The sequence below is a fragment of the Xanthomonas translucens pv. cerealis genome (assembly GCF_006838285.1).
GTDB classification, from domain to species: domain Bacteria; phylum Pseudomonadota; class Gammaproteobacteria; order Xanthomonadales; family Xanthomonadaceae; genus Xanthomonas_A; species Xanthomonas_A cerealis.
Map to the genome: position 1 here is coordinate 4199864 of NZ_CP038228.1, position 17113 is coordinate 4216976.

Annotated in this window: 15 protein-coding genes and 1 pseudogene; 5 read left to right on the forward strand and 11 right to left on the reverse strand. The window is 65.5% G+C overall.

Translation table 11 applies throughout. The features are described from left to right. Nucleotides 1-11 precede the first annotated feature (11 nt). Nucleotides 12-2111, forward strand: coding sequence for an ATP-dependent DNA helicase DinG (gene dinG / locus E4A48_RS18575; protein WP_142742934.1), 2100 nt, complete (start codon nucleotides 12-14; stop codon nucleotides 2109-2111). 22 nt (nucleotides 2112-2133) lie between these two features. Here the strand turns inward: dinG and E4A48_RS18580 are convergent, their stop codons facing one another. The 3 genes from E4A48_RS18580 to E4A48_RS18590 form a co-directional block, all read right to left on the reverse strand. Beyond that, nucleotides 2134-3162, reverse strand: a complete 1029-nt coding sequence (locus E4A48_RS18580) for a hypothetical protein (protein WP_141696378.1) — start codon at nucleotides 3160-3162, stop codon at nucleotides 2134-2136. 89 nt (nucleotides 3163-3251) lie between these two features. Further along, a complete protein-coding gene (locus E4A48_RS18585; RefSeq protein WP_039005206.1) occupies nucleotides 3252-4058 on the reverse strand; it encodes an IS5 family transposase in 807 nt (268 codons plus the stop codon). A 184-nt stretch (nucleotides 4059-4242) separates the two neighbouring features. Next, a complete protein-coding gene (locus tag E4A48_RS18590; protein ID WP_141696377.1) occupies nucleotides 4243-4488 on the reverse strand; it encodes a hypothetical protein in 246 nt (81 codons plus the stop codon). A gap of 30 nt (nucleotides 4489-4518) precedes the next feature. Between E4A48_RS18590 and katB the strand changes: the two genes are divergently transcribed. The 3 genes from katB (at nucleotide 4519) to E4A48_RS18605 (ending at nucleotide 8481) form a co-directional block, all read left to right on the forward strand. Then, the gene (gene katB, locus E4A48_RS18595) at nucleotides 4519-6042 is read left to right on the forward strand and encodes a catalase KatB (protein WP_142742935.1); all 1524 of its coding nucleotides are present in this window, start codon (nucleotides 4519-4521) and stop codon (nucleotides 6040-6042) included. 67 nt (nucleotides 6043-6109) lie between these two features. Then, nucleotides 6110-6655 carry an ankyrin repeat domain-containing protein gene (locus tag E4A48_RS18600; protein ID WP_142742936.1) on the forward strand — a complete coding sequence of 182 codons (546 nt, stop codon included), beginning with the start codon at nucleotides 6110-6112 and terminating at the stop codon, nucleotides 6653-6655. Nucleotides 6656-6900: 245 nt separating this feature from the next. Then, nucleotides 6901-8481, forward strand: a complete 1581-nt coding sequence (locus E4A48_RS18605) for an SDR family NAD(P)-dependent oxidoreductase (RefSeq protein WP_142742937.1) — start codon at nucleotides 6901-6903, stop codon at nucleotides 8479-8481. A gap of 123 nt (nucleotides 8482-8604) precedes the next feature. On the opposite strand, the gene E4A48_RS18610 is transcribed toward E4A48_RS18605, so the two are convergent. From E4A48_RS18610 to E4A48_RS18635, 6 genes and pseudogenes are all read right to left on the reverse strand, one after another. Further along, nucleotides 8605-10701, reverse strand: coding sequence for a S9 family peptidase (locus E4A48_RS18610; RefSeq protein ID WP_142742938.1), 2097 nt, complete (start codon nucleotides 10699-10701; stop codon nucleotides 8605-8607). A gap of 148 nt (nucleotides 10702-10849) precedes the next feature. After that, nucleotides 10850-11213 (reverse strand): annotated as a pseudogene (locus E4A48_RS18615) (metallophosphoesterase family protein). Nucleotides 11214-11398: 185 nt separating this feature from the next. Beyond that, nucleotides 11399-12385, reverse strand: coding sequence for an AI-2E family transporter (locus E4A48_RS18620; RefSeq protein WP_176717149.1), 987 nt, complete (start codon nucleotides 12383-12385; stop codon nucleotides 11399-11401). A gap of 85 nt (nucleotides 12386-12470) precedes the next feature. After that, nucleotides 12471-13001, reverse strand: coding sequence for a hypothetical protein (locus tag E4A48_RS18625; protein WP_142742939.1), 531 nt, complete (start codon nucleotides 12999-13001; stop codon nucleotides 12471-12473). A gap of 114 nt (nucleotides 13002-13115) precedes the next feature. After that, complete coding sequence (locus E4A48_RS21340; RefSeq protein ID WP_039009055.1) at nucleotides 13116-13337, reverse strand: hypothetical protein; 222 nt, start codon at nucleotides 13335-13337, stop codon at nucleotides 13116-13118. A 586-nt stretch (nucleotides 13338-13923) separates the two neighbouring features. Continuing rightward, complete coding sequence (locus E4A48_RS18635) at nucleotides 13924-15144, reverse strand: PQQ-dependent sugar dehydrogenase (RefSeq protein WP_142742940.1); 1221 nt, start codon at nucleotides 15142-15144, stop codon at nucleotides 13924-13926. Nucleotides 15145-15716: 572 nt separating this feature from the next. Between E4A48_RS18635 and E4A48_RS18640 the strand changes: the two genes are divergently transcribed. Further along, a complete protein-coding gene (locus tag E4A48_RS18640) occupies nucleotides 15717-15938 on the forward strand; it encodes a SymE family type I addiction module toxin (protein ID WP_003471083.1) in 222 nt (73 codons plus the stop codon). A 130-nt stretch (nucleotides 15939-16068) separates the two neighbouring features. Here the strand turns inward: E4A48_RS18640 and E4A48_RS18645 are convergent, their stop codons facing one another. Both E4A48_RS18645 and E4A48_RS18650 read right to left on the reverse strand, forming a co-directional pair. Then, the gene (locus E4A48_RS18645; protein ID WP_221887387.1) at nucleotides 16069-16470 is read right to left on the reverse strand and encodes a hypothetical protein; all 402 of its coding nucleotides are present in this window, start codon (nucleotides 16468-16470) and stop codon (nucleotides 16069-16071) included. An 85-nt stretch (nucleotides 16471-16555) separates the two neighbouring features. After that, nucleotides 16556-17104, reverse strand: coding sequence for a superinfection exclusion B family protein (locus E4A48_RS18650; protein ID WP_142742941.1), 549 nt, complete (start codon nucleotides 17102-17104; stop codon nucleotides 16556-16558). Between the last annotated feature and the right edge of the window lie 9 nt (nucleotides 17105-17113).

The following is a 17113-nucleotide window of genomic DNA, read 5'->3' on the forward strand; positions in this document are numbered from 1 at the left end:
AGACAGGCGGCATGGAAAAGGCAGCACCCACGCGGCAGTTGACCGACGAGATGAAGGCCGGCATCCGCGACGCCTACACCAAGCTGCAGGCCAACACGCCCGGCTTCATGGTGCGCCGCGCGCAGAGCCAGATGATCGGCGTGGTGTCGCGCGCGCTGGGCACCAGCGGCGGCGTCGGCGTGGCCGAGGCGCCCACCGGCGTCGGCAAGAGCCTGGGCTATCTCACCGCCGGCGTGCCGATCGCGCTGGCCAGCAAGAAGAAGCTGGTGATCAGCACCGGCACCGTGGCGCTGCAATCGCAATTGGTGGAACGCGACATCCCCGCCTTCCTCAAGGCCACCGGCATCGAGGCGACGGTGGCGCTGGCCAAGGGCCGCACTCGCTACCTGTGCGCGCGCAACGTCGCCGAGCTGCATGGCGACGTCGCGCAGAACAGCATGTTCGAAGACGAGGCGCCGCTGTACGACCGCCCGCTGAGCCCGGCCGAGGCCGAGCAGGCGCGCGCGCTGGCCAAGGCCTACGCCGACAAGACCTGGAACGGCGACCTGGACACCGCGCCGGAACCGATCCCGGCGTCGCTGCGCGCGCGCATCACCACCAACGCCGCCGGCTGCGCCGGGCGCCGCTGCTCGTTCGCGGTGCAGTGCCCGGTGCTGAAGGCGCGCAGCGACGTGCGCGATGCGCAGATCGTGGTCACCAACCATGCGCTGCTGTTGTCGGCGCTGGCGCTGGGCGACAGCGACAACGGCCAGCCGCTGATCGCGCCGCCCGCGGACATGCTGCTGGTGCTCGACGAAGGCCACCACATCGCAGGGGTCGCCATCGACCAGGGCGCGGCCAACCTGGCGCTGGACGACATGGCGCGGCGCACCGGCCGCCTGCAGGCGCTGGTCGGCGCCGCCTATCGGCTGGTCGACAAGGACAGCATCGGCAACCAGCTGCCGAACGAGGCGATCGAACTGGCCACCCAGGTCAGCAAGGGGCTGAAGAGCTTCCGCGCCGAGATCGAACGCGCCTGGGTGCCGGAGCCAGGCCAGGAAGAGCCGATGTGGCGCGCCCCCAACGGGCGCCTGCCCGAGGACTGGAAACCCTTCATCGATGCGCAAGCGCAGGACACCGCCGCGCTGCTCAACTGGGTGCAGGCTGCGCACCAGCTGGTGAGCAAGTCCAAGCAGGAGGACGCGGCCAAGGAACGCCTGCAGCGCAGCCTGGGCATGGCCCTGGAGATGGTCGAGCAGCAATACGCGCTGTGGCTGGGCTGGCGCCGTGAGGACCAGGACGGGCAGGCGCCGATGGCGCGCTGGATCACCCTGTCGCGCGATGCCGACCTGGTCTGCCATTGCTCGCCGGTGTCGGCCGCGCAGGTGTTGCGCGCGTTGCTGTGGAGCGAAGTGGACTCGGCGGTGCTGACCTCGGCCACGCTGACCGGCGGCGGCGATTTCCAGGCGCTGGCGATCGACAACGGCCTGCCCGCGCATGCGGAGATGGTGTCGCTGTCCTCGCCGTTCGACCTGCCCAACCAGGCCGAGCTGATCGTGCCGAAGTTCCCGGTGGCGCCGGACGACCGCGAGGGCCATCCGCGCGAGGTCGCACGCTACCTGGTCAAGGAACTGGACTGGGGCAAGGGCTCGATCGTGCTGTTCACCTCGCGCTGGAAGATGCTCAAGGTGGCCGACCTGTTGCCGATCGCGCAGCGCAACCGGGTGCTGGTGCAGGGCGACGGCTCCAAGTCGCAGATGATCGGCGAGCACATGCGCCGCATCGGCGCCGGCGAAGGCTCGGTGCTGTTCGGCCTCAATTCCTTCGGCGAAGGCCTGGACCTGCCCGGCGAGGCCTGCACCACCGTGGTCATCACCCAGGTGCCGTTCGCGGTGCCGACCGATCCGCAGACCGCCACCCTCGGCGAGTGGTTCGAAAGCCGCGGCCTCAACGCCTTCAACCTGATCGCGGTGCCGCACGCGCTGCGCACGCTGACCCAGTTCGCCGGGCGCCTGATCCGCAGTTCCAGCGACCACGGCCGGGTCATCATTCTCGATTCGCGCCTGCTGACCAAGCGCTACGGCAAGCGCATCATCGATGCGCTGCCGCCGTTCAAGCGGGTGATCGGCTAGCGCCGCGGCACGCGCGCCGCGCTCAGTAGTCGCAACTGTCCGGCACCGTGCCGCTGCTGGTGTTGCCGAGCGGGAAGAACAGCGCGTAGCGGCCCACGGCCGTGTCGTACACGCTCGGCTGGTGCGCGACCGCCGGCACCACGCAACGGAACTGACTGCTCGTGTCCGGGGCCTTGCCGCCATTGTGGCGCACCGCCAGGTCGCGGCTGTAGTCGAAGAAGATCCGCGAGCGCGCGTTCGCGTCGCTGCCTTGCACGCGCGCTTGGCAGCCGCGATCGCCCACGCTGGAATCGTTGGCGCCGACCAGGTAGATCACGCTGCGTTGCAGGAAGCGTCCGGCGATGTCGTGCCGATCGGCCGCGTTCAGCCCGCTGGCGACATAGCCCGGCACTGCGCCGCGGTAGCCATAGGGATAGTCGTCCAGTGTGCGGCAGGCTTCGCTGCCATTGGCGATGCCTGCGCTGCGATCGGTGAAGGCATGGCGTTTTGGATCCCAGCGGCTGCTGTCCAGGTAGGTATAGCGATCGGGGCTGGCGACCACCCAATTCAACTGCAGTGGCGGATTGAGGCGCGCCAGCGCTTCCGGCGCCGCCGACGCGGTGGCGTGGCGCAGCACCAATTCCGCGCCGCGGCCGAAACCGGTGATGGTGATCTGGCGCAGGTGGGGATAGCGCTTCGGGTCGGCGACCACGGCCAGCAGTTCGTCCACCACCGCGAATGCGCTGGCCGTTGCGCGATCGGTGGAGACAGCGCCGGCGGCCCAATCGGTCTGGCCCCAGTTCGCCAGATGGCGCGCGGTCGCGGCTTGCGGCTGGTAGTCGATGGCAACGATCAGCGTGGCGTCGGCCAGTTGCGCATCCGCCGCGGCCGCCGCGATGCGCGGATACAACGCGGACTGAGGATGCTGCCCGATGGCGATGACCGCATTGCTGATATGCGCGTCAGCCGTCTCCAGCGCGGCGCGATTGGCATAGACATGCAGGCGAAGACCGGCGGCATCGAGCGAGGGCAGCGCCACGCCGGCATCGTAGGGTGGCGTTTGGGCTGCCATGGCGTTGGCGGACAGCGCTGCGGCGGTCGCCAGCAATGCTGCTGCGCGTGCGAGGAGACGGGTGCGAGTGCATGAGGACCTAGAGCGTGTTATGAACTTTGGAGGATGGCGGCAGCGTTGCTGAGCATGAGGACCGTGAAGACGACGAAATGCAGGCCAGCCAGGGTTTCCGGCAAGCGCTCGTAGTCGCGTGCAAGCCGACGGAATCGATTGACCCAGCCAAAGCTACGTTCGACGACCCAGCGCCGAGGAAGCAACACGAACCCTTTCTTGGCTTCGGGAAGTTTCACCACGTGCAATTCGATTCCTTCTTCCTGAGCCGCTTGCGCCGGCTCCTGGCCGGTGTAGCCTTGATCCACGAATGCCACCGTTACGGTGTCACCTGTGACGTGTTGCACCTCCTGCGCCAGTGAGCGCACTTGAGCGCGCTCTTGTTCGTTGGCTGGCGTGACTTGCACTGCAAGCAAATGTCCGAGCGTGTCGACCGCCATGTGCACCTTGCTGCCTTTCTTCCGCTTATAGCCGTCGTAACCGGCGCGCGGGCCGCTCTCACAGGTGGATTGCAGTGTCCGCCCGTCCAGGATGATTGCGCTGGGTTGGCCTTGCTTCCCCTGGGCGACACGTAGGACGGAACGCAGATCGCTGACCATGGCTTCAAAGCAGCCCGCCTGCAGCCAGCGCTGCGTCTGCTGGTAAACCGCTTCCCATGGCGGGAAGTCGTTGGGTAGCAGGCGCCACGGCGCTCCAGCACGCGCCATCCAACGCAGCGCATTGAACATCGCCCGCAACGCGTACTTGCGCTGCGGAGCTTGCTCTGTCATCAGGCTCAGGTAAGGCGCCGCGAACGCCCACTCTTCGTCGGAAATATCGGTCGGATATGGGCGTTTGCTCTGCATCCATCTACGATAGCTGCATCCCCGAAAAGTTCATAACACGCTCTAGGCATGGAATTCATCTCTGGAGAAAATCGACGCGCACGATTGCGGCACGGTCATCTTTGGCCATCGCAGATGGCCGGCGTCTGAACTTCCAGCGCCGAGGTGCGATTGCCCACGCGCAAGGCAGCTAATGCAAAGACGGTCACGATCGCGACGTTGCCGCGGTCAGGATGTGGCAACGGCGACGTCGTGTTCGCAGGTAGGCATTGTCTACATTTTCAGGTCGCTGCCGACAGCGCGCCGGCGCCGCGCCTGCGCATATCTCGGAAAACTGCAATGCCTCGCGCATGCTGTCGGCGACCACGGTCACATCCATATGCGCAGCATCCGCATTGCCTATCGCAGCCATAGCAACTAACGAATTCTCGGCGAGCTGCCCGGCCGCCATGCTCCAGGCTCCTCCACATGGACTGCCCCCATGCGCACTGTCACTTTGTTGGTGCTCGCCCTGCTGTCGCAGACCCTGATCGTCCCCGCCGGGTTCGCGCAGTCCACGCTCACCCGCGACAACGGTGCGCCGGTCGGCGACAACCAGAACTCGCAGACCGCCGGCGCCACCGGCCCGACCCTGCTGCAGGACGTGCAGCTGATCCAGAAGCTGCAGCGCTTCGACCGCGAGCGCATCCCCGAGCGCGTGGTGCATGCGCGCGGCACCGGCGTGCATGGCGAGTTCACCGCCAGCGCCGACATCTCCGACCTGACCAAGGCCAAGGTGTTCGTTGCCGGCGCGAAGACGCCGGTGTTCGTGCGCTTTTCCTCGGTGGTGCACGGCAACCATTCGCCGGAGACGCTGCGCGACCCGCACGGCTTCGCCACCAAGTTCTATACCAGCGAAGGCAACTGGGATCTGGTCGGCAACAACTTCCCCACCTTCTTCATCCGCGACGCGATCAAGTTCCCGGACATGGTGCATGCGTTCAAGCCGGATCCGCGCACCAACCTGGACGACGATGCGCGCCGCTTCGATTTCTTCTCGCACGTGCCCGAAGCCACGCGCACGCTGACCCTGCTGTATTCCAACGAAGGCACGCCGGCCGGCTACCGCTTCATGGACGGCAACGGCGTGCACGCCTACAAGCTGGTCAACGCGCAGGGCGAGGTGCACTACGTCAAGTTCCACTGGAAGTCGCTGCAAGGCCTGAAGAACCTGGACCCGAAGCAGGTGGCGCAGGTGCAGGGCAAGGACTACAGCCACCTCACCAACGACCTGGTTGGCGCGATCAAGCAGGGCGACTATCCGAAGTGGGACCTGTACATCCAGGTACTGAAGCCGGAAGACCTGGCCAAGTTCGACTTCGATCCGCTGGACGCGACCAAGATCTGGCCCGACGTGCCCGAGCGCAAGATCGGGCAGATGGTGCTGAACAGGAACGTGGACAACTTCTTCCAGGAGACCGAACAGGTGGCGATGGCGCCGGCTAACCTGGTGCCAGGCATCGAGCCGTCGGAAGACCGCCTGCTGCAGGGCCGCATCTTCTCTTATGCCGATACCCAGCTGTACCGCGTCGGCACCAACGGCCTGAGCCTGCCGGTGAACCGGTCGCGGGTGGCGGTCAACAACGGCAATCAGGATGGCTCGATGAACTCCGGCGCCACCGCCAGCGGCGTCAACTACGAACCGAGCCGGCTCAACCCGCGTCCGCAGGATCCGAATGCACGCTACAGCCAGTTGCCGCTGTCGGGCAGCACCCAGCAAGCGAAGATCGCCCGCGAGCAGAACTTCAAGCAGGCCGGCGAGTTGTTCCGCAGCTACAGCAAGAAGGAGCAGCAGGACCTGATCCAGAGCTTCGGCGAATCGCTGGCCGGTACCGACGATGCCAGCAAGCACATCATGCTGGCGTTCCTGTACAAGGCCGATCCGGCCTATGGCAGCGGTGTCGCCCGCGTCGCCAAGGGCGATCTGGCGCGGGTCAGGCAGTTGGCCGCGCAGCTGCAGGATTGATCGTCCATTGCGCAGCGCGGCGGCGCCTGCCCGCGCCGCGCTGCGCATTCCTTGCCGGAGACCGAACATGCGTCGCTTCTTTCTTCTCGTCCTGAGCCTGGTGGCCACCTCGGCGATTGCCGCGCCCGCACCCGCCGACCCGGCCAAGATCCAGGCGCAACTGCGCGACTACTTCTTCGATGCCGCGCGCGAAGGCCGCCAGGACATGCTGGCCGAGTTCATCCGCGCGCACTACGACCTCAATACGCGCGACGACAAGGGCTATACCGCGCTGATCCTGGCCGCCTACCACGGCCGGCAGCCGGCGGTGGAGCAATTGCTGCGTGCCGGCGCCGATCCGTGCGCGCAGGACAGGCGCGGCAACACCGCGCTGATGGGCGCGATTTTCAAGGGCGAGCTGGCGATCGCCAAGCGGCTGATGCAGGCCGATTGCGCGCCCGACCAGCGCAACAACGCCGGCCAGACCGCGGCGATGTACGCGGCATTGTTCCAGCGCACCGAGGTGCTGAAGGACCTTGCTGCCAAGGGCGCCGATCTGCAGGCCAAGGACGCGCAGGGCAACGACGTTGCCAAGCTGCAGCGCGGCGAATTCGCGCAGGCGCCTGTGCGCTGAACCACGCAGGAGAAGCGCGGTGCGCCCCGGCGTTGCCGGGGCGCACCAGGCAAGCACGGTGGTTCAGCTGCCGACCATGGCGCCGAAGCCCCGGGATCGGCGAAAATACCCGCCCTGCCGGGCAACGACGGCTTCCTGAAACACGCTTCGCGCTGCCGCTGCCCGTTCGCTGCAAGTACCGGGCACGCCGCATCGCCGGCGGCGCCTGCCGCGCTGTCGTGCCTTCGCTCCTTCCTGGATCCGTCTTGAACACCACCGCCTCGCCCCCTGCCACCGACGACCTGCCCCTGAGCGAGCGCCTGCGCGTCGCCCTGGACCTGCTCGAGGCCATCGATGCCGACCGCAGCGTGCTCGACGCGCTGCCCGAGGCCGACCGCGTGCGCCTGCACCAGGTCGTCGCCAAGGTCTACCACCCCGAGCCCAAGGCGCGCCGGCAGCTGCTCAAGCAGCAGGCGCGCGAACGCCACCAGGAAAAGGTGCGCAAGGCCGAAGCGCTGCTCGCGCAAACCGGCATCCGCGCGCTGCGGCGCAAGCCGGTGTTCAGCACGCCGAACTACTTCCCGCCGCATGCCGCCGGCCTGCACGACGCCAGCAATGCCGCAGCCGAAGAGCCGGCGGCGGCGCAGTCGCCCGAGCTGCGCCACTGCTACGTGTGCAAGCAGAAGTTCACCCAGCTGCACCACTTCTACGACCAGATGTGTCCGCCCTGCGCCGAACTGAACTACTTCAAGCGCACCGAAACCGCCGACCTGCGCGGGCGCGTGGCGCTGCTGACCGGCGGCCGGGTCAAGATCGGCTACCAGGCCGGGCTGAAGCTGCTGCGCGCCGGCGCCGAGCTGATCGTGACCACGCGCTTCCCGCGCGATTCGGCCGCGCGCTACGCGCAGGAACCGGATTTCGCCGAGTGGGGCCACCGCCTGCAGGTGTTCGGCCTGGACCTGCGCCACACGCCCAGCGTCGAAGCGTTCTGCAGCCAGCTGCTGGCCACGCGCGAGCGGCTGGACTTCATCGTCAACAATGCCTGCCAGACCGTGCGCCGGCCGCCGCAGTTCTACGCGCACATGATGGCCGGCGAGACCGCCGCGCTGCACGAACTGCCCGAGCACGTACGCCGCCTGGTCGGCCATTACGAAGGCCTGCGCAGCCCGGAACTGCTGCCGGCGGCGTCGGCGACCACGCTGCCGGCGGGCCAGGGCCACGGCATCAGCGGCGCCGACGGGCTGACCCGCGCCGCCGAACTGTCGCAGGTGCCGTTGCTGGCCGACGAACTGCTCGGCCAGCAGCATCTGTTTCCCGAAGGGCGTCTGGACCAGGACCTGCAGCAGGTGGACCTGCGCGGGCGCAACTCGTGGCGCCTGCTGATGGCCGAAGTGCCGTCGGTGGAATTGCTGGAGACGCAGCTGGTCAACGCCATCGCCCCGTTCATCATCAACGCGCGGCTCAAGCCGCTGATGCTGCGCACGCCCGAGCGCGACAAGCACATCGTCAACGTGTCGGCGATGGAAGGGCAGTTCTACCGCAACTTCAAGACCACCCGGCATCCGCATACCAACATGGCCAAGGCCGCGTTGAACATGATGACCCGGACCTCGGCGGCCGATTACCAGAACGACGGCATCCACATGAACAGCGTGGACACCGGCTGGGTCACCGACGAGGATCCGGCCGAGATCGCCGCGCGCAAGGTGCAGGAAGAGCGCTTCCACCCGCCGCTGGACATCGTCGATGGCGCCGCGCGCATCGTCGATCCGATCATCCACGGCTTCAACACCGGCGAGCACGTGTGGGGCCAGTTCCTGAAGGACTACGCGCCGACCGACTGGTAGGAAAAGTCATCGCGCACCGCGGCCACGGATCGCCGCGGCGCCATGCGCCATTCCCGCCGCGGCGCTACCGCGACGGCGCCGCTGCGTGCACGACGGGAAGCACGCAGCGGCGTCGGCGAGGACTTACTTGCGCACGCTCTGCGTGTGCGACTTCAGCGCGTCTTCCAGGCCCGGCACCTGCGCCGCGCCGTCCGGCACGCTGAGGCTGGAGCCGACCAGGTCCTGGCCGAACGGCTGCGTGCGTCCGCCCAGGCACTTGCCCAGGAACGCTTCGCTGATCGCATTGAAGGCCTTGCTGTTCTCTGGCCGGGCGAAGCCGTGGCCTTCGTCGGGGAACAGCACGTAGGTCACCGGGATCTGCTTGGCCTTGAGCGCATTGACGATCTGGTCGGCCTCGGCCTGCTTCACCCGGGGGTCGTTGGCGCCCTGGCCGATCAGCAGCGGCCTGGCGATGCGGTCGGCGCGGCTCAGCGGCGAGCGGTCTTCCAGCAGCTTCTTGCCGGCCTCGGTGCGCGGATCGCCGATGCGCCGCGCCATCTGCTCGAAGCCGGATTTCCAGTACGGCGGGATGGTGCTGAGTAAGGTGTTCAAGTTGGACGGGCCGACGATGTCCACGCCGCACTTGAAGGCCTCCGGGGTGAAGCTCATTCCGACCAGCGTGGCGTAGCCGCCGTAGCTGCCGCCCATGATCGCGACCTGGTCCTTGCGGGTGACGCCCTGCTGTACCGCCCACTGCACCGCATCGAGCAGATCGTCGTGCATCTTGCCCGCCCACTCGCCATCGCCGGCGTTGGTGAAGCGCTTGCCGAAGCCGGTGGAGCCGCGGTAGTTGACCTGCAGCACCGCATAGCCGCGGTTGGCCAGCCACTGGTTGTAGCCGCTGTAGCCGTAGTCGTCGCGCGCCCACGGCCCGCCGTGCACGAACAGCACCAGCGGCACCGGCGTGTCGGCCTTGCCGTCGCCGTTGGCATCGGCCTCGCGCGGCAGGGTGAGGTAGCTGACCAGGGTCAGGCCGTCGCGCGAGCGGATCTCCTGCGGCCACTGCGGCACCAGCGGCTGTCCTTCCAACGCCGGGCGCGCGACGAACAACTTGGTCAGCGTGCCTGTGCCGGACGGCGCGCGGTCGTAGCGGTAGAACGTGGCCGGCGCATCGGCGGCGGAGTAGGCGACGATCCAGGTCCGGTCGTCCTGGGTGCGGGTCAGCACCGAGATCTCGCCAGGGCCGATCGCCTGCAGCTGCTTGATGTCCGCGGCGATGCCTGGGTCCAGCACCTTCCATTCCGGGCGCAGGTAATTGGATTCCACCGCCTGCACCACGCCGCTGCGCGGATCGGTCAGGGTGCCGCCCACGTCCGCGCGCGCATCCTCGAACAGCAGCTTGCGGGTGCCGCTGGCCACGTCCACCGCGTACAGCGCCGAGGTGTCGCGCTGGCGCGAATCGAGGAAGTACAGCGTCTTGCCGTCGGCGGTGAAGCCGGACGGCGCGGTGGTCAGCGAATCCTCGAACGGGATCTCTTCGCGCTTCTGCCAGCGGCCCTTGCCGTCGGGTTGCAGCAGGTCTTCGCCGCCGTCCGCGCGCGAACGCGTCGCCAGCCGCACCTGATAGTCGTCGTCGGCCAGGTAATCGCCGATCTGCTGAGTGTTCTTCTGCAGCAGCGTGCGCTCGCCACTGGCCAGATCGACCCGGTACAGGTCGTGCCACTGCGCGTCGCGGTCGTTCATGCCGACCAGGATCGACTCCGGGTGCTTGGGGCTGGCCGTCACCACCCGCGCGCGGGTCTTGGGGAAGTCGCTGAGGTCGCGGCCGGTGCCGCCCGCGGCGACATCGAGTGCGAACAGATGGAAATTCTCGTCGCCGCCGCTGTCGCGCATGTACAGCAGAGTATTGGGCAGGAACGACCAAAAATAGGAGCGGATGCCGCGGCCGCTGTCGTGGGTGACCGCGCGCGCCTTGTCCGGCGCATCGGCCGGCGCGATCCAGATGTTGAGCACGCCGTCCACCGGTGCCAGCCAGCTCAGGGTCTTGCCGTCCGGGCTGAGCTGCACGCCGCTGCGCTCCGGGTTGCCGAATAGTACGTCGCGCGGGATCAATGCCGCTGGCGCGGCCGCGGCAGCCGGCGTCTGCGCAGCGGGCGCGTCCTTGGCGGCGGGAGCGGCGGCCTGCTGCGAGCAGGCGCAGACCGCGAGGGCAAGACTGGAAGCCAGGATGAGGCGGCGCATGCGTGCTCCGGAAAGGTCGTTTGGTGGAAATAGTTGTTACTTTATAACAAATGTAGCGTCCAGGGACGCATGGACCGCTGCGGCCAGGGGCAATGGACCGGCGCCGCGCTAGGTCGCGCGTCGTCCTGCGAGGCGTTGCACAGCCGCTTCAGGTCAGCGGGTGCAGTTCGCCGCGGATGCCGTCCGCCTGCAGATGCAGATAGCCCACCCCGACCGGCAGGCTGAAACGGCCCGGTCCGGCACTGCCGGGATTGACGTACAGCACGCCGTCGCGGCTCTGCGGCAGCGGCTTGTGCGGATGCCCGCTGACCACCACGTCCACGGAGGCGGGATCGCGCCAGCGTGTTCAGATCGTGCAGCACATGCAGGCGGATGCCCGCGATGTCCACGTCCAGGGGCGCCGCCACCAAGGCCAGGGCGACGACAGAGCGCAGCCCGACGACACGCCAGCAGCAGCTCGCCACGGCTCGCCGCATCAGCGGTCTGTCGTAGCGGAGGCTGGCATCGTGCATCGGAGAGCATGCGAAGGAGTGCCGCTGCGAAACGGCATCATTGACAAGAGGATGGAATCTACGCGGCTGCGACCGCTGCACATCGCCGGGGTGCTGGCAACAGGGCGGCCGCGCGCCGGCTCAGTTGTGTCGGGCGCCGTCGGCGGGACGCCGCGCCGACAGCCCCGCCGCACCACTCGGGCCGATCACTCCGCCGGCACCGCACCGTCGGCATCGTCCAGGGCGTGGTGGACATACAAGTGCTTGACCAGCACATAGAGCACCACGGTCAGCGGCGCCGCCAACACCACGCCCATCGGCCCGAACAGCACGCCGATGCCGAACAGCGAGAACAGCAGCAAGGCCGGCGGCAGGTCCACCGCACGCGCCTGGATCAGCGGTTGCAGCACATGGCCCTCGAGCTGCTGCAGGACCACGAACACCAGCAGCGCACCCAGCGCCACCTGCGGGCTGACGGTGAAGCCGAGCAGCACCGCCGGAACCGCCGCCACGATCGGGCCGACGATCGGGATGAAGTCCAGCAGCGCGGTCAACAGGCCGATGCCGAGCGCCACCGGAACGCCCAGCAGCCACAGCCCCAGCCCGGTCAGGCTGCCGATCACCAGCATCGCCAGGAACTGACCGCCCAGCCAGGCGCGCAACACCTGCCCGCTGGCGGCCAAGGCTTCGTCGGCGACATCGCGACGGTCGCGCGGCAGCAGCCGCAGCAGCCCGCGCCGATACAGCTTGGGCTGCGCGGCCAGATAGACGCCGCCGACGATCATCAGCACCGCATCGGTGATCCCGCCGCCGGCCGACAGCACGATCGCCCCGGCATGCGTGGCCAGCGTCGAAGCGCCGTCGCGCAACTGGTCGGGGATGCTCTCGATCTGCGGCCCGAGCGGACCGGACTGCAACCACGCATGGAACTTGTTCCATGCCGCCGGCAGCGTCGTGCGGAACGCGTCGATCTGGGCGGCCACTTCCGCACCGAACAGCAACACGATCGACGACAGGATCAGCACGAATAACACGATCACCAGGCCCAGTGCGGCCCATTCCGGCACCGGCAGCCGCTTGCGCAACGTCGACGCCAGCCCGTGCAGCAGCACGCCCACCACCACCGCGCCGAACACGACCAGCAACAGTTCGGAGAGTTGCCAGGCCAGCAGGGCCAGGCCGCCCAGCATCATGACGACCAGGACGCGCTCGGCGAAAGGCCGCAGCGGGGAGGGAGAACTTGGAACGGAGGAAAGCATCTGGGACATCCTGGCAAAATCAAAGTGTGCGGACGATACGGACAGCGAAGTGCAAGGCGAGCGAAGAGTGTAAGTCGTTGCCATGGCCGTCAACACCCGGCCCATCCACGCGGGCTCGGCGCGAACGACCGGCCTGGACGCATGCCCAGCATGGGAAGAAGAAATACACGCATGCCAGCGCCAGGCCGCCCATGCATACGGCGATCATCCCGCAAAACCCAAGGACGATGGCGGCTGCTCGAGAAAGCCAGCGCATGCCACGCAAGCGCCGGACGAGGTAAGCGAACCGCAGGCCGCCAACGCCGCCGCCGAGGGCGACGACCGGCCAGCCCAGCAGGTTGACGATCGGATGCTTCGGGCCGAATTCGGTCGGGCATTGGCAAAGCTTCATGCGGTGCGAGCTGCTGAATTCGTATCCGGTGACTCCGTTACCCGTCGCGCCTTTTCCCATGATCTCGATGCTCTTGCCGAACTTGTCATTGCGCTTGTTGATTGCAACTGGAGCGACAAATTCAGACGCCGGAATCCCCGATGACGAGTGCGCTTGCACTGAAGGACACCACAAGCAGTGCGAGCAACAAGAGCCGGAGCATGTGCGGTTTCTTTGGAGGTCTCTGCGAGTGGCGTACGCCAGGCCGCACGCGGCTTGCGCTTGAATGAAGTGTCAGGCCGTCGCTGCGTGTCCCGGCCGCCAACCCAGGAGGCGGGCAGGCAGGAACAGGAGGGCGTGCAGAAGCGCGAACACAGCGCAGAACGTCATCCCCACAAGGCGGAACGGCAAGGTGAGCAACCAGAGGATTGGCCACAGGACCAAGGCCAGCACGGCCAGCGGCCAGCACAGAACAAACAGAAGGCACCAGGCAACTAACGCAATTAGCGCTTTCACAATGCGACTCCTTTGGCCGGCGGGCGGTACCGAAAGCATCGCAGCTGCATGGCAACGCGGCGACTGGCCGTGCGACGAACGCGCCAAAGCGCCTGATAAAACGCCAAATATGGCGACGAACCCGCCCAGTGGGCCAACGCCTGAGTCAAGCCGATCCGCGAGGCGAGTTCGGCTGCAATGCTTAGGCAGCATCCACGCCGTCGCCCGAGCCGTGGCGTGATATCGATGTGACTGAGGTTAAGGGCGCTGACGATCCGAGCAGCTATAGACCTCCAGGCCCGAAAGATGCTTGTACAACGCCCAAACGATCAGGCCCGGCTGCCCAACGTGGCGTGCACCACGCCCTTGTCGGCGCTGGCCTACCTCCTCAGCACGGTCGTGACCTTGCGCGGGCGTACGGCTTCCCGCGTTGCGCGTCCTGCGCGGCGTGGCGGGCGGCCGGTTCGGTAGCGTCGACCAGCAGGTGGATGCGGCGGTTGGCGATGTCGATCGGGATGTGTCGCCGTCGCGGGCCAGGCCGGCTGAGATCGCACTACCGGACACGTTGCGTTTCACCCTCATCCGCCCGCCTGCCCCGCGCAGGGCATTACTTCGGCGTGAGCCGGTACAGACCACCGGGTTGCGCATCTTCCAATACCCACAATGACCCATCCGGCGCCTCTTCGATATCGCGGATGCGTTTGTCCAGGCTCCAGCGCTGGACCGCGCTGGCACCGCCCTTGCGGTCAACGGTGACGCGAATGATTCCCCCGCTGGCAAGGCCGCTGATCAAGGCGCTGCCCTTCCACTGTGGGAACATGCTGCCCTTGTAGAACATGAGGTTGCCTGGTGCGATCACCGGCACCCAATAGAGCACGGGCTTGACGAGATCGGGCCGCGTGTCCGGGCGAGGGATGGGCACGCCGTTGTAGTTCATGCCATACGACACCAGCGGCCAGCCGTAGTTCTTGCCACGCTGGATCAGGTTGAGTTCGTCGCCGCCCTTGGGGCCGTGCTCAAGCTCCCACAGCCGGCCGTCAGGCGCGAAGGCGAGTCCATAAGGGGTGCGATGGCCGGTGGACCATGTTTCGGCCGGCGTGAGGTTGGGGCCGGGGAACGTATAGGTGCTGACAACCGGAGCCGTCTTGGCGGCTTCGGTATCGGCCGCCGGATCGATCAGTGGAATGGTGGCGGCACCGACCTTGCCTGCCCATGGATTGCCCGGCGCGGGTTTGCCGTCCAGCGTCAGCCGCAGGATCTTGCCGACCGGTTGATCGGGATCCTGGGCCGGCGTGAAGCGCTGGCGGTCACCCACGGTGAGGAAGAGGGAGTTGCCGTCCGGCGAGAAGGCGATCTGGGCGCCGGCTTGCCCACCCTTGCCCGTGGGCATCTGCCGCCAGAGCACCTGGAAGTTGTTCAGCCGGGCCTGATTGCCTTCCAGAACGAGCTGACCGCGGCCCATGGCCAGGCCGCCGCCATAGTCGCCAGGGGCGACGTAAGTCAGGTAAACACTGTGGTCGATGGCGTAGCGGGGCGAAAGGAAGACGCCCAACATGCCGTTCTGGCCTTCGACATAGCTGGCTGGGACGCCCTTGATCTCGGTCTTGGCGCCACCCGGCGTGACAAGCTGGAGGCGGCCGACCTTCTCGGTCACGAGCATGCGGCCATCGGGCAGGAAAGCAATGCGCCAGGGCAGGTCGAAGCTGGCGACCTTGGCAACGTTGAAGGGCAGGTCGGGATCGGTTTTCTGATCGCCAGCGTTGCTCTGTGCGTGGGCGGCGCTTGTGAGCAGAGCGCAAACCAGGAACCCGCTTGCCAGCTTCATCATGTGCGTGTTTCCTTGCGTCCGGGTGACCCTGGAGACCATAGTGTTTTCAATGCCGCTTGGGTGTGACGGTTTATTCAATCCTGGCGTGAAGTCGGAAGGAGCGTCATGATCTGGGGACGGACTCTCCCCAGGGGCCTTGCGCCTGAATTAAGCCGGTCCGCGACGCGGGTTAGGGTTGAATGAATTGTTATGCGGCTGGCCGGTGACCAGCATGCATTGCCCTCCAGCCGAGAACCACACAAAGCGATAAAAACAAAGCCGTGATGAAGTGTACTTGACGGTAGCGTAAGTGCTCAGCGAACAGTGAAAAGTGTTAGGCATGTGCCTGCGAGTTGACCGCTAGCTCGCATCCGGCTAAATTGTCAGCTGGTGCTGAACACACCTTCTCGAAGCGGCAACCGCGCCCGAAAGCCATGCGGTTTTTTTGTGCCCATTGTTTTCATGGCCGGGCGGCGCGCAGCTATACAACACCCGAAAGGGGAAATCTGCGGGCCGTCTTCGAGCGGTGTTCAAGCGCCCGGCCGCCTCTCTGAACAGGAGGTGAAAATTGGACAATCTCGAAGGATGCCATCATGGCTAAGCAACACCGCACAGCGCCGAAGCCGCGCTTTTTGACGATTGGCTATCAGTATTACGAAAGCCAGCACAAAGACATAGAGCGTCGCACCCAGCCACGACAAGTTCCGTTTTTACGCTTGAGCGGCGATTGGTTGCAAGCGGCAGGGTTTAGGGTAGGCCAGAAAGCACGAGTTCAAGTGACGAAACGTGGCATCACGATCGTTGCCGAAGAGTAATGCGAACGATGCTGTGAGTGGACAAGCATCCGCTCACGGCATTCTGATTCTTAAGGGCCTAACGCCTGAATTAAGCCGACCCGCGAAGCGTGTTCGGCTTGAATGAATTGTTAGCGCTCAACCCGCGCTGCTAGCTATTGAGAGACAACCACGCTGCAACCTGCTTGTTGAGCGTATGCAATTGCATGTCGTAGTCGTCAGGCCATTCCGCGAACGCTCTGGTGCGAATGCCATCAAGCACCTCCTTGGGAATGCAGGAGTTTTCGTACTGGAAGAACTCTAGGGCGGCATTAAACTGCTTTTTGACAGTATGCAGTTGCATTTCGTAGTCACCGTCCCATTCCGCAAGAGCTGAAGAAAAGATACCGTTGACGAAATTACTTGGATCAAGAATCGAATAGAACTGATTGAGCTCCAGATAGGCATTAACTTGTTTGTCTAGTGTGTGCTTCTGGATATCAAAGTCATCAGGCCATTCTTCCCGCGATTTTGCAAGGATGCGTGCGTGAACATCTGCTGGAACACTGCCCATAGTCTCTCCTTGAGCGCTAAAGCCTGAATTAAGCTGACCCGCGAAGCGGATTCGGCTTGAATGAAGTTAGCCATCTCTGATAGATTCACCAGCCCCGTTCCCGCTTGTCAGTGCGATAGGTATTGGTTGTCCCTTGCAGTATGTGCGGATTCGCATGGATATAGTCCCACGCAGCATCAGTGATGTTGTGAGCAAAGCCTTCCAGAAGGCTCCCCATTGAAGCAGAGCGATAGATGATGCGGTTTGCAACCAAACCCTGAACTACTCCGTCGTCCACCTTGAGCATGTTGGCACGAGTTTCTTTGGCAAAGTAGTATCGAAGGATCTGCTTTTCATCTTCTGTGAGCGAACATAGCTTTTGAGCGATGTGTTTCCGCACGCTACGCTGGAAGAATTGTCCAGCTGCCCAGTCCCAGCAGGTTGAGATAGCAGAAACGCACCAAAGGACTGCACTGACAAGAAACGTCAGGCCAAGCCATTGGCGATTCGCCGTTACAAATTTGTCAAGGCCAATCCGCTGAAGCCAAGTGTCTGGTAGGAACAGTAAGGCGCCAGAAACGATTGCCACCGCAATAAGGTAGCGGGGCGCGAGCTTAAGGAACTCAATGGCTGATTTGGCGAAATCGGCAAACATATAATTGAT